At 67.5% G+C, this 12,288-nt stretch carries 15 protein-coding genes; 3 read left to right on the forward strand and 12 right to left on the reverse strand.

What is annotated here, in order from left to right:
• The first annotated feature begins 132 nt into the window (after nt 1-132).
• Entirely contained in the window at nt 133-1,332 is a 1,200-nt protein-coding gene (locus tag VV867_RS21445) for a GGDEF domain-containing protein (RefSeq protein ID WP_328567507.1), read from the forward strand.
• A gap of 357 nt (nt 1,333-1,689) precedes the next feature.
• On the opposite strand, the gene VV867_RS21450 is transcribed toward VV867_RS21445, so the two are convergent.
• From VV867_RS21450 to ccmA, 10 genes are all read right to left on the reverse strand, one after another.
• Nucleotides 1,690-2,112, reverse strand: a complete 423-nt coding sequence (locus VV867_RS21450) for a hypothetical protein (RefSeq protein ID WP_328567508.1) — start codon at nt 2,110-2,112, stop codon at nt 1,690-1,692.
• A 25-nt stretch (nt 2,113-2,137) separates the two neighbouring features.
• Complete coding sequence (ccmI, locus tag VV867_RS21455; protein ID WP_328567509.1) at nt 2,138-3,346, reverse strand: c-type cytochrome biogenesis protein CcmI; 1,209 nt, start codon at nt 3,344-3,346, stop codon at nt 2,138-2,140.
• Nucleotides 3,343-3,813, reverse strand: a complete 471-nt coding sequence (locus tag VV867_RS21460; RefSeq protein ID WP_109933764.1) for a cytochrome c-type biogenesis protein — start codon at nt 3,811-3,813, stop codon at nt 3,343-3,345. The genes ccmI and VV867_RS21460 overlap by 4 nt, the downstream gene beginning before the upstream one ends.
• A complete protein-coding gene (dsbE, locus tag VV867_RS21465) occupies nt 3,810-4,352 on the reverse strand; it encodes a thiol:disulfide interchange protein DsbE (RefSeq protein ID WP_328567510.1) in 543 nt (180 codons plus the stop codon). The genes VV867_RS21460 and dsbE overlap by 4 nt, the downstream gene beginning before the upstream one ends.
• A 2-nt stretch (nt 4,353-4,354) precedes the next feature.
• Nucleotides 4,355-6,331: a heme lyase CcmF/NrfE family subunit gene (locus VV867_RS21470; RefSeq protein ID WP_109933766.1), complete on the reverse strand. Its 1,977-nt coding sequence runs from the start codon at nt 6,329-6,331 to the stop codon at nt 4,355-4,357.
• A 2-nt stretch (nt 6,332-6,333) separates the two neighbouring features.
• Nucleotides 6,334-6,816, reverse strand: a complete 483-nt coding sequence (gene ccmE / locus VV867_RS21475; RefSeq protein WP_109933767.1) for a cytochrome c maturation protein CcmE — start codon at nt 6,814-6,816, stop codon at nt 6,334-6,336.
• The gene (ccmD, locus tag VV867_RS21480; RefSeq protein WP_109933768.1) at nt 6,813-6,989 is read right to left on the reverse strand and encodes a heme exporter protein CcmD; all 177 of its coding nucleotides are present in this window, start codon (nt 6,987-6,989) and stop codon (nt 6,813-6,815) included. Before ccmD ends, ccmE begins: the two co-directional genes overlap by 4 nt.
• Entirely contained in the window at nt 6,986-7,732 is a 747-nt protein-coding gene (locus VV867_RS21485) for a heme ABC transporter permease (protein ID WP_328567511.1), read from the reverse strand. The genes ccmD and VV867_RS21485 overlap by 4 nt, the downstream gene beginning before the upstream one ends.
• A 64-nt stretch (nt 7,733-7,796) precedes the next feature.
• The gene (gene ccmB / locus VV867_RS21490; protein ID WP_089392706.1) at nt 7,797-8,468 is read right to left on the reverse strand and encodes a heme exporter protein CcmB; all 672 of its coding nucleotides are present in this window, start codon (nt 8,466-8,468) and stop codon (nt 7,797-7,799) included.
• Nucleotides 8,465-9,136, reverse strand: coding sequence for a cytochrome c biogenesis heme-transporting ATPase CcmA (gene ccmA / locus VV867_RS21495; protein WP_328567512.1), 672 nt, complete (start codon nt 9,134-9,136; stop codon nt 8,465-8,467). The genes ccmB and ccmA overlap by 4 nt, the downstream gene beginning before the upstream one ends.
• Nucleotides 9,137-9,312: 176 nt before the next feature.
• On the opposite strand from ccmA, the gene fliK reads away from it, so the two are divergent.
• Nucleotides 9,313-10,890 (forward strand): flagellar hook-length control protein FliK, encoded by a 1,578-nt coding sequence (gene fliK / locus VV867_RS21500; RefSeq protein ID WP_328567513.1) that lies wholly within the window; start codon nt 9,313-9,315, stop codon nt 10,888-10,890.
• The gene (locus tag VV867_RS21505) at nt 10,887-11,201 is read left to right on the forward strand and encodes an EscU/YscU/HrcU family type III secretion system export apparatus switch protein (protein WP_089392709.1); all 315 of its coding nucleotides are present in this window, start codon (nt 10,887-10,889) and stop codon (nt 11,199-11,201) included. Before fliK ends, VV867_RS21505 begins: the two co-directional genes overlap by 4 nt.
• Nucleotides 11,202-11,308: 107 nt before the next feature.
• On the opposite strand, the gene VV867_RS21510 is transcribed toward VV867_RS21505, so the two are convergent.
• A complete protein-coding gene (locus tag VV867_RS21510; protein ID WP_218281414.1) occupies nt 11,309-11,770 on the reverse strand; it encodes a hypothetical protein in 462 nt (153 codons plus the stop codon).
• On the reverse strand, nt 11,764-12,288 hold a 525-nt coding region (locus VV867_RS21515), incomplete at its 5' end, for an RHS repeat-associated core domain-containing protein (RefSeq protein ID WP_328567514.1). The genes VV867_RS21510 and VV867_RS21515, both read right to left, overlap by 7 nt.

Consider the following 12,288-nt stretch of genomic DNA (forward strand, 5'->3'; position numbering starts at 1 on the left):
AGCGGACTATGCCCAGCCGCCACGCCAGGCTGCAAGCGAAAAGCCCGGCAATCCCCCGGCGGGCGGCGGGACAGCCTGGCGGCATCTGGCTATGCTCATAGCCGGATGCCATCGCGCACAGGACCTGCCCCCGTGTCCCAGCCGTTCCCGCAACGCCTTCGCCAGCAATTCAGGCTCGCCCGTTCCCTGGCGCGGCCGGTGGCCACGGAAAACCTCAGGCGCCTGGCCTGGCTGGCGCTGCTGGCCGTGCCCTTCGACCTGGTGCACATCCTGGTGTTCTGGCTCAACCTGCAGGGCAGCCTGCCGGCGTACGACGGCTGGCGCCAGCACATCATCCTCACCCACGCGGTGGCGGCCGTGCTGCTGCTCGGCCTCGGCCTGCTGGCCTGGCAGGCCCGCCAGCGCCCGCAGGCGCCGCCGCCGTGGTACTGCGAGCTGCTGGCGCTGCTGGGCGCCGCCGTGCTGCTGGGCTTCGGCCTGGTCATCACCGCCTTCGACCAGCAGGTGACCAGCAGCATCACGCCCTTCCTCATGGGCGCGGTGGCCACGGCGCTGATCCTGCTGCTGCGCCCGGTGTTCGCCACGCTGCTCTACGTGCTGCTGTTCATCGCCTTCGAACTGGCCATGGAAACGGCCCAGCCGGACCCGCAACTGCGCCTGTCCAATCAGATGGGCGGCCTGACCATCTGCGGCATCGGCCTGCTGCTGTCGCAGATCCTCTGGTTCAGCCACCTGCGCAACCTGCGCCAGCGCCAGCACCTGCGCCGGCAGCGCAAGGAACTGGAGGAGAAGAACCGCCAGCTGGAATACCTGGCCGGCCACGACCCGCTGACCGGGCTGTTCAACCGCCGCCAGTTCGACCAGTTGGTGAAGCAGGAGCTGGCCCGCTGCGACCGCCAGCCGATGCCGGTGAGCCTGCTGATGATCGACCTGGACCACTTCAAGTTCATCAACGACCGCTACGGCCACCCGCTGGGCGACGAGGTGATCCGCCACACCGCCACCCTGCTGCGCAAGCACACCCGCAGCAGCGACAGCGTGGCGCGCCTGGGCGGCGAGGAATTCCTCCTGCTATTGCCGGACACCGCCGCGGTCCAGGCCCGGGTGATCGCCGAGAAGCTGCGCAAGCTGCTGGAGGACACCCCGCTGCCGATGAAGGAAGGCCTGCTCTACCTCACCGCCAGCTTCGGCATCGCCGGCCTGGCCAGCGGCGTGTCCAGCACCTACGAAAGGCTCTACAGCACCGCCGACCAGGCCCTGTACCGGGCCAAGGCCAGCGGCCGCAACCGCGTGGAAGTGATGGATGCGGCGCCCCACGGGACGTTGGAGTGAGGATGGGGAACGCTTCTGTGTAGGAGCGAGCTTGCTCGCGAACAGCGTTTCCAGGCGGCTACGGTATTTTGGGTTGACGCCGTTCCCTCTCCCCAACCCTCTCCCTGAAGGGAGAGGGGGCCGTTCGGAGCGAGCGGTAAATCCGGAGTTATCCTGACACTCCTATCTATATCTCCATTTTCCGCGTTCACGGAAATGACGAGGGAGAAGGATCGCGCCTGACTTCCAGGCCGCTCAGGACAGCCCCCTCTCCCTTCAGGGAGAGGGTTGGGGAGAGGGCGCTCTTACGCCCAACAATCTAAGCCACCGGGAAGCACCATTCGCGAGCAAGCTCGCTCCTACGAAAATCCCCTAACCTCAAGGCTGCGCGTAGCGCCGGTTCAACCCCGGCGGCACGCCGCTGGCGTCGGTGGCCGTCCACGGGCCCTGCGGGCTGACGCCCCAGTACCAGGCGCCGTCCCAGTGGTAGTAGGTGCGCTGGCGGTAGTACAGGTCCTTCTGGCCCTGGATCACGTAGACGCCCAGGTTCGGGTCCCAGCGGCCCTTGCCGCCCGGCGGCGGGGCGAACTGGGTGTGGGTGCTGCGCGGCTTATTCGAGGGGTTCTGCGGGTTGGGCGTGATGGCCGTGCGCGGCGCCGGCTTGTTCGACGGCATGGCCGCCGGCGGCTGGCCGCCGGCGCCGGGCTGCGGGGCCGGCGCCGGGGATTGCGAGTGGGGCTGCTGGCCGGCGCAACCGGCCAGGGCGAGCAGGGCCGCGAGGGCGAGGATTCGGCCTTTCACGGGCGTACCTCCAGAAAGGGTTCGGTCAATGCTGGTCCGGGCTGTCGATGGTCACCGCCTGATCGCCCGCGCCGGCAGTAGACAACGGCTGGCTGCGTCCGATCCATTCGCCGCTGATGGCATTGCCGGCGCGCGACACCCGCGCCACCAGCTCCACCTGCGGGAAGGCCGACAGCTTCAGCTGCGGCATCATGGCGTCGGCATCGCTGAGCGACACCTCGTCCGGCAGGTCGGCCACCTTCAGGCGCTTGACCGCCAGCGGCATCGGCGGGCCGTTCACCGCGCGGGCGAAGACGAACACGCTGTCGTCCGGCTTGACCTGGCCCTTCACCGCGTCGCTGAGGTCCACCCGGACCTTCAGCGTCACGCCGGCGCTGGCCGCCGCGGCCGGCGCTTCCGGCAGCTTCTCGCCGCGTTCGACCAGGTGCTGGCGGGCACGCTCGATGCCGCTCTGGATGGCTGCGCGCGACGGATCGTCGGCCGGCAGCGCGGCGACCAGGCGCTGCCAGTAGCTGGCGGCGTCGGCGTAGCGTTGCTCCTCGAAGGCGGAGATGCCCATCAGGCCGAGGGTGGTGACCTCCTCCGGGTTCTGCTTGAGCGCCTCGTCGGCCAGGGCCTGGGCGGCGCCGGCCATCTTCTTGCCATTGGCGAAGTACAGCGCCTGGGCCCACTGGCCGAGCACCTCGGACTGACGCCCGGACAGGTTGGCGGCGCGCTCGAAGGCCTTGGCGGCGTCCTCGAAGCGCTCCTGGGTCATGTAGGTGCGGCCGAGGAAGTACCAGCCCTCGGCGGAATCCGGCTGGGCCTGCACGGCCTTCTCCAGGCGCGCGGTCATCTCTTCCATGGAATGCGGCGGCTCGGCGAACTCGCGGGACAGGGCCAGCTTGTCGCTGGCGCCCCAGTGCAGGTACAGGCCCAGGCCCAGCAGCGGCAGCAGCACGGCCACCGCCAGCGGCGCGGCGCGGCCCAGGCGCGAGCGGCGTTCGCCCTCGCCTTCGGTGTCGGCCAGCAGTTCGCGGCCGGCCTCGGTGCGCCCGGCCTGCAGCTGGGCGTCGTCGAGGGTGCCGGCGGCGTGCTGGGCATCCAGCTCGGCGAGGCGCTCCTGGTACAGGGCGACGTTGAGGGCGGTGCGGTCTTCCTCGGCCTGGGCGCGGCGGCCACGCAGCAGCGGAATCAGCAGGAAAGCCATGGCCACCAGCGCGAGCAGGCCGGCGGCGAGCCAGAAGTCGATCATTTGTCTTGGTTATCCAGCAATTGATTCAGGCGGGCCTGTTCCTCGGCGGACAGGCTGGCGGAGGGGCCGCTAGCGACGCGGCGGCGGCGCGCCACCAGCACGCCGACCACCAGCACGCCCAGGCCCAGCAGGGCCGCCGGGCCGAACCAGAGCAGCCAGGTGCGGGAATTGACCGGCGGCTTGTAGCGCACGAAGTCGCCGTAGCGGTCGACCATGTAGTCGACGATCTGCTCGTCGCTCTTGCCCTGCTGCAGCTGTTCGTAGATCTGCTTGCGCAGGTCGGCGGCGATGGGCGCGTTGGAGTCGGCGATGTCCTGGTTCTGGCACTTGGGGCAGCGCAGCTCGGTGGTCAGGTCGCGGAAGCGCTGGCGCTCGGCCTCGTTGGGGAATTCGTAGGTGTCGATGGCGGCGTACACCGCGCCGCTCAGGGTCAGGCCCAGCAGGGCCGCGCTCAGGAGTCGCTTCATTTGCCCCCCGCCTCGTCCACCAGGCGCTGGTAGATCGGCGCCAGCTGTTCGCGCCAGACCTTCTCGTCGACGGCGCCGACCAGCTTGTGGCGGATGATGCCGTCCTTGTCGATCACGTAGGTCTCCGGCGCGCCGTACACGCCCAGGTCCAGGCCCAGGGTGCCCTGGGCATCGGCGATGTTCAGCACGTAGGGGTCGTGCAGGTCCTGCAGCCACTTCTGCGCGGCGGCGTTGTCGTCCTTGTAGTTGATGCCGACGATCACCACGCCCTGCTCGGCCAGCCTGGCCAGCACCGGGTGCTCGAAGCGGCAGGTCGGGCACCAGGTGCCCCAGACGTTGACCAGCGCCGGCCGGCCCTTGAGGTCGGCCAGGGTGTAGGTCTTGTTCGGCTCCAGCACGCCCGGCAGGGAAAACGCCGGGAACGGCTTGTCGATCAGCGCCGAGGGCAGCTCGCTGGGGTCGAGCCACAGGCCGCGGAAGAGGAATACCGCGACGATTAGGAAGATCGCCAGCGGCAACAGCAGGATCGCACGCTTCACACTCAGGCTCCCTGTCCGGCGGCGAGGCCCAGCGCCTCGCGCACCTTGGTTTTGACTTTCAGCCGGTAGCGCCGGTCCAGCGCCGCCAGCACGCCGCCCAGGGCGGTGAGCAGGCCGCCGAGCCAGATGAAGCGGACGAACGGCTTGATGTGCAGGCGCACGGCCCAGGCGCCGTTGTCCAGCGGCTCGCCCAGGGCGACGTAGAGGTCGCGGGTCAGGCTGCCATGGATGCCGGCCTCGGTCATCATCGAGCTCTGCACGCGGTACAGGCGCTTCTCCGGGTGCAGCACCGCCACTTCGCTACCGTCGCGGGTGACGCGGATGGTGCCCTTGTCGGAGGTGAAGTTCGGGCCCTCGAAGTGATGGGTGCCTTCGAAGGCGAACTGGTAGCCGGCCAGCTCCACGCTCTCGCCCGGGGCCATGCGCAGGTCGCGCTGGGCGCTGAACTGGCTGGTGAGGACCACGCCGATGGCGCACACGGCGATGCCCAGGTGGGCCACCTGCATGCCCCAGTAGCTGCGGTTGAGGCTGGCGGCACCGGCCACCAGGCCCTTGTGGCGGACCTTGTCGAGGAAGTCGCGGACGCCGCCGAGGATCACCCAGAAGGCCAGCAGGAACACCGCCAGCACCGGCCAGTGCAGGTCGCCGTAGAGGAAGGTGGCGACGCCGCCGAGCACCACGGCGCCGATCAGCACCGGGGTCAGCATGCGCAGCAGCCACTGCGTCGGGGTGTCCTTCCAGCGCACCAGCACGCCCACCGTCAGGGCCAGCATCAGCACCGCCATCAGCGGCATGAACAGGGCGTTGAAGTACGGCGGGCCGACCGACAGCTTGGCGCCGCTGATGGCGTCGAGCACCAGCGGGTAGAGGGTGCCGAGCAGGATCATCGCGGCGGTCACCACCAGCACCACGTTGTTCAGCAGCAGCAGGGTCTCGCGGGACCACAGGGCGAAGCCGACCTGGCTCTTGACCACCGGCGCGCGCAGGGCGAACAGCGTCAGCGAGCCACCGACCACCACCAGCAGGAAGGCCAGGATGAACACCCCGCGCTCGGGGTCCGAGGCGAAGGCGTGCACCGAGGTCAGCACCCCGGAGCGGACCAGGAAGGTGCCCAGCAGGCTGAGGGAGAAGGCGGCGATGGCCAGCAGCACCGTCCAGCTCTTGAACACCCCGCGCTTCTCGGTCACCGCCAGCGAGTGGATCAGCGCGGTGCCCACCAGCCAGGGCATGAAGGAGGCGTTCTCCACCGGGTCCCAGAACCACCAGCCGCCCCAGCCCAGCTCGTAGTAGGCCCACCAGGAGCCGAGCACGATGCCGATGCCGAGGAAGGTCCAGGCCACCAGGGTCCAGGGCCGCGACCAGCGCGCCCAGGCCGCGTCGAGGCGGCCGCCGAGCAGCGCGGCGATGGCGAAGGCGAAGGCCACCGAGAAGCCGACGTAGCCCATGTAGAGCATCGGCGGGTGGATGATCAGGCCCGGGTCCTGCAGCAGCGGGTTGAGGTCGTTGCCGTCGGCCGGCACCTGCGGCAGCAGGCGGCTGAAGGGGTTGGAGGTGATGATCAGGAACAGCAGGAAACCGGTGCTGATCATCCCCATCACCGCCAGTACCCGCGCCAGCATGGGCTCGGGCAGCTCGCGGGAGAAGATTGACACGGCGAAGGTCCAGCCGCCGAGGATCAGCGCCCAGAGCAGCAGCGAGCCCTCGTGGGCGCCCCACACGGCGCTGGCCTTGTAGTACCAGGGCAGCGCGCTGTTGGAGTTGCTGGCCACGTAGGCCACGGAGAAGTCGTCGTGGAGGAAGGCCCAGGTCAGGCAGGCGAAGGCGAACGCCAGGAAGGCGAACTGCCCCCAGGCCGCCGGGCGCGCCAGGCTCATCCACTGGCGGTCGCCGCGCCAGGCGCCGACCAGGGGGAAGAAGGACATCACCAGCGCCATGCACAGCGCCAGGATCAACGACAGGTGGCCGAGTTCCGGGATCATCGTCAGTTGCTCCCCTGCACCGCGGCGCCGGGCTGGCCGCCCTGCTGGTATTCACCGAGCTTGCCGCTGTCCTTCAGCGCCTTGGTGACTTCCGGCGGCATGTATTTCTCGTCGTGCTTGGCCAGCACCTCGTCGGCGGTCAGCACGCCATTCTCGTCGAGCTTGCCGAGGGCGACTATGCCCTGCCCCTCGCGGAACAGGTCCGGCAGGATGCCGCGGTACTTCACCGTGACCTCCCTGGCGAAGTCGGTGACCACGAACTCCACGTCCAGGGAGTCGGCCGAGCGCTTCAGCGAGCCCTTCTCGACCATGCCGCCGGCGCGGATGCGGGTGTCGTGCGGCGCTTCGCCGTTGGCGATCTGCGTCGGCGTGTAGAACAGGTTGATGTTCTGCTGCAGCGCGGACAGCGCCAGGGCCACCGCGACGCCGACGCCGGCGACGATGGCGAGGACGATGTACAGGCGTTTCTTGCGAACCGGATTCACTTGCTGGCCTCCCGGCGCAGACGGCGCGCCTCTTCTTGCAGGTAACGCCTGCGCGCCAGGATGGGCGCGGCGACGTTGATCGCCAGCACCACCAGGCTGATGGCGTAGGCCGACCACACATAGGGGCCGTGGTGGCCCATGGCGAGGAATTCGCCGAAGGAATGGAAACTCATGACGCGCGCTCCACCTCAGCCTTGACCCAGGACGCGCGGGCTTCGCGCTTGAGCACTTCCAGGCGCATGCGCATCAGCAGCACGGCGGCGAAGAAGCAGTAGAAGCCGAGCACCATCAGCAGCAGCGGGATCCACATCTCCGGCGGCATCGGCGGCTTCTCGGTGAGGGTGAAGGTGGCCGGCTGGTGCAGGGTGTTCCACCACTCCACCGAGAACTTGATGATCGGGATGTTGACCACCCCGACGATGGCCAGCACGGCGCTGGCCTTGGCCGCGCTGTCGCGGTTGCCGATGGCCTGGCCGAGGGCGATGACGCCGAAATAGAGGAACAGCAGGATCAGCATCGAGGTCAGGCGCGCGTCCCACACCCACCAGGCGCCCCAGGTCGGCTTGCCCCAGATGGCCCCGGTGACCAGGGCGACGAAGGTCATCCAGGCGCCGATGGGCGCGGCGCACTGCACGGCGACGTCGGCGATCTTCATCTTCCAGATCAGGCCGATGGCGCCGGCCACCGCCAGCATCACGTAGCACGACTGGGCGAGGAAGGCCGCCGGCACGTGGATGTAGATGATCCGGAAGCTGTTGCCCTGCTGGTAGTCCGGCGGCGCGAAGGCCAGCCCCCAGACGAGGCCGACGGCCATCAGCAACGCCGCGGCGACGGCGAACCAGGGCAGCCAGCGTCCGCTGATCTCGTAGAACCACTTGGGCGACCCAAGCTTGTGAAACCAAGTCCAGTTCATCATCAGGCTCTGTGTGTCAGGGCACTTTTTTCTAGTGCCGGCCCCGCTCCAGCGGCGCCGGCAGGCGTCATTCGCCCACGCTGATCTTCAGGCCGGCAGCGATGGCGAAGGGCGTCAACGTCAATGCTAACGCCGTCAGGCTGGCCAACCAGAGCAGGTGCCCGGCGGTCGGCAGCCCCTGCAGCGAGGCCTGGAGGGCACCGCTGCCAAGGATCAGTACGGGGATGTAGAGCGGCAGGATCAGCAGCGCCAGCAGCAGCCCCCCGCGCTTGAGGCCCACGGTCAGCGCCGCGCCGACCGCGCCGAGCAGGCTGAGCACCGGGGTGCCGAGCAGCAGCGAGAGCAGCAATACCGGCAGGCAGCGTACCGGCAAACCCAGCATCAGGGCCAGCAGCGGCGACAGCAGGACCAGGGCCAGCCCCGAAACGAGCCAGTGTGCCAGCACCTTGGCCAGGACCAGAAGAGGCAGGGGGTGCGACGAAAGGACCCACTGTTCCAGGGAACCGTCCTCGAAATCGCTGCGGAACAGGCCGTCCAGCGACAGCAGCACCGCCAGCAGCGCCGCCACCCACACCAGGCCCGGCGAGAGGTTCTGCAGCATCTGGCTTTCCGGGCCGACGGCCAGGGGGAACAGGGCGATGACGATGGCGAAGAACACCAGCGGGTTGGCCAGCTCCGCCGGGCGGCGGAACTGCAGGCGCGCCTCGCGCGCCAGGAGCAGGCCGAAGACGTTGCTCATGCGCCCTCCCCCGCTGTCTCGCGGGCGTGCTGGCCGAGGTCCAGGGCACGGTAGCCGGCGGGCATGCGCGCCAGCGTGTGGTGGGTGGTGAGCACCACCAGGCCGCCGCTCTCGCAATGCCGCGCCAGGTGCTCCTCGAGCTGGGCCACGCCCTGCTTGTCGAGGGCGGTGAAGGGTTCGTCGAGGATCCACAGCGGCGGCGCGTCCAGGTACAGGCGCGCCAGGGCCACGCGGCGCTGCTGGCCGGCGGACAGGGTGTGGCAGGGCACGTCCTCGAAGCCGCGCAGGCCGACCGCCTCCAGGGCGCGCCAGATCGACGCGTGGTCCGCCGGCTGGTGCAGGGCGCAGAGCCAGGCGAGGTTCTCCTCGGCGCTGAGCAGGCCCTTGATGCCGGCGGCATGGCCGATCCACAGCAGGTTGCGCGCCAGCTCGCCGCGCTGTTCCTCCAGCGGCCGGCCGTTCAGGCGCACCTGCCCGGCGGTGGGCTGCATCAGCCCGCAGAGCAGGCGCAGCAGGCTGGTCTTGCCGCTGCCGTTGGGGCCGGCCACCTGCAGCATCTCGCCGGCGGCCAGGCGCAGGTCCAGGCGCTCGAAGAGCATGCGCCAGTCCCGCTCGCAGGCGAGCGCCACGGTTTCGAGAAGCGGGCTGGTCAAGGCATCGGCACCCATCGGGAAAATCGAAATCAGGCTAAAGTCGGTGCATCGCAGGCCGCTATAGTGGCCACGGGCGGCGCATTATACACGCCCGCTTCCGGCCCCGGCGCCGGCAATTTCGACAGCTTGTTAAGGCTTCCCAGGCTTTCGCCGCCCCCGCGACGATGCGCCGCAAGCCCCGAAGGACGCAGATGCCGAGCGAGATTGGCGCTTCCCGCCCGCTCCCCATGCCCCTGGCCAGCCGTTCCGTGCAGAACGCCGGGGAGCTGTCGCTCAGGCTCGCCCGCAGCCTGGGCGACCTGCTGCCGCCGGGGCAGAGCGCCCAGGCCGAGGTGCTGGGCGTCAAGCAGGCGGCTGTCAGTTTCCAGTTGCTGCTGCGCCTGACCCTGGCCGGCGGCCAGCAGACGCTGGTCACCGCCGAGAGCCCGCAGGCCCTGCCCCAGGGCAGCACCCTGAACGTTTCCGCCCTCGGCGCCACCAGCCTGGTTGCCACCCTGCTGTCCGGCGCCCAGCAAGCGCTGGGCGACCTGCCGCCGCTGGACAGCCTCGACCTGGAACAGCTGCCGGTGGGCAGCCTGCTGCAGGGCAAGGTGCTGTCCAGCACGCCCCAGGGCGGCACCCCGGCGCAACCGGCCAGCTACCGGGTGCTGCTCAGCCTGCTCGGCGGCCCCCTGGCCGGGCGCCTGCTGGACATCGACTCGGCCCGCCCGCTGAAGGCCGGCAGCCTGCTCAGCGCCCAGGTCCAGGACAGCCGCGCCCTGCTCTTCCTGCCGCTGGCCGGGCGCCTGGACCGCCTCGAACTGAACAACCAGCTGGGCACCCAGCAGGTCCGCCAATCCTCCACCGAGGGGCTGCTGGACGCGCTGCAGGCGCTCAAGCCCGGCGACCTGCCCCCTGCCCTGCGCGGCGCCGTGGACCGCCTGCTCGCCGGGCTGCCCGGCGTGCAGCAGCTCAGCGACGCCAAGGGCCTGGCCCAGGCCCTGCAACAGAGCGGCGGCTTCCTCGAGGCGCGCCTGCTGCAGGGCCTGCCGCCGCTGCCGGGCGACTTCAAGGCCAACGTCCTGCGCCTGCTCGGCCAACTGCTGCCCGCCGAGCAAGGCAGTGCCGCCCCCAACCTGCTGGCGAACCTCGCCAACAGCACCGCCGCCAACCTGGCCAGCAGCCTGCCGGCCTTCGTCCGCAACGCCCTGGGCGCGCTCAACCAGAACGGCAGCCCGCGCCTGCAGCAGGCGGACTTCCCGCTGCCCTCGCGCACGCTGCAGAAGCTGGAAGAGGAAGGCGACCTGGAATCCCTGCTGAAACTGGCCGCGGCCGCCGTGGCGCGGCTGCAGACGCACCAGCTGAGCAGCCTGGTGCAGAGCGAGCCGCTGCGCGGCGGCGGCCAGTTGCAGACCTGGCAGATGGAAGTACCCATGCGCACCGAGGATGCGCTGGTGCCGCTGCAGGTCCGCATCCAGCACGAGGACAGGCGCGAATCCCAGGACAGCGAACAGCCGCGGGAAAGCCTGTGGCGCATCGACCTGGCCTTCGACCTCGACCCGCTGGGGCCGCTGCAGGTCCAGGCGACCCTCGCGCCCCTGGGCCTGAGCAGCCAGTTCTGGGCCGAGCGCGAAAGCACCGCGAGCCTGCTGGAACGCGAACTCGGCCACCTGCGCGAGCGCCTTCAGGACGCCGGCTTCACCGTGCGCGAACTGTGCTGCCACCAGGGCCGGGCACCGCAAGGCCGGCGCACCGCACTGGAACAACGCTGGGTGGATGAAAAGGCATGAACAAACAGACAGCGCCGCGCCAGGCCATCGCCCTCAACTACGACGGCCAGAACACCCCCACCCTCAGCGCCAAGGGCGACGCCGAACTGGCCGAGGCCATCCTGGCCATCGCCCGCCAGCACGAAGTGCCGATCTACGAGAACGGCGAACTGGTACGCCTGCTGGCCCGCCTGGAACTGGGCGACGCCATCCCCGAGCAGCTGTACCGCACCCTGGCGGAAATCATCGCCTTCGCCTGGTACCTCAAGGGCAAGAGCCCGGCCCCACGAGCGCCGCAAGATGCGGCGAAGGCCTTGATGTTGAGGCCTTAGGAGGTAGCGGCCTTAGCAGAGGAAAAATTTATACCGTTCTTGGCCCCATGAAGTGCGAAGCCGCGAGAACATTCCCCCATCTAAAGCACGCAACCTCTAATGTATCTTTACCCGACAGCATCAGGGCTTACCACCTCCATCTCCTCCGGATTTGATATACTTATCTTTATCTTGAAACCTGCACTTGACTCTGCCACCAGAGCATTAGCTCCGCCCTCCTTAATATCGATAAATGGGTTGGAGCTCTCAGAGTAAACCACCCATTCAAGGAGCTTATGATTATTCTCATAAGCTATAAATCCTTCTGAACCATAGCTACCCTCCCCCACATAACAACACGCACCGCCTTTCAATACTACCCTCTTAGTAACATCTATAGATGTTACTTCCTCTTGATTCCCCTTGAAATATTCTTCGAAATCAAACCAACCTCGAGAACATATGTGAGGTGCAGGATATGCCAAAATTGAAATTGAAAATGATTTACCATTAGAAAAATACACCCCATCTTTTATTGGGAGTTCTTCATTACTCCAAAGTTCGATAATATTTTTCATTTTTATCAGCATACCGTTGGTCTTGTTCTAACACCTTGACGAGGGACCGGACCACCTGCCCTTATATTTCTTCGATCATTAAATCTCTGCTGAAACTTTTCCTTCCAAGTCTTTCCTGTTGCCGAATCCGGATGCGGGGCATCAGGACTCTCCTTGATAATCGAAACTTTCTTCAAGTCAGCCTCTAAGGCAGCATCCAACCGCCTATTATCATAAGAAACCAACTGACCATCAACATCAATAACATGCAATGGAGATCTTTCCCAATCCCATCCCCCGCTCTTCATAATTTCAGCATAGTTATTTCTAGAAATGGTACGCTGAGAAAAATTTATCGTCCTTGGATCGACCCACTCCATAGTCAAGCCTAAAGGATCGATCCACATATATGGATTTGGCGAGAACCTGAACAGATTTATTCCGCCATATAATCCAATCGGATCTTGCGTCAGGAACCGCCCCACCACCGGATCGTAGTAGCGGAAGGTGTTGTAGTGCAGCCCCGTCTCCGCGTCGAAGTACTGCCCCTG

This window comes from Pseudomonas sp. JH-2 (genome assembly GCF_036231725.1).
GTDB classification, from domain to species: Bacteria; Pseudomonadota; Gammaproteobacteria; order Pseudomonadales; family Pseudomonadaceae; genus Pseudomonas; species Pseudomonas delhiensis.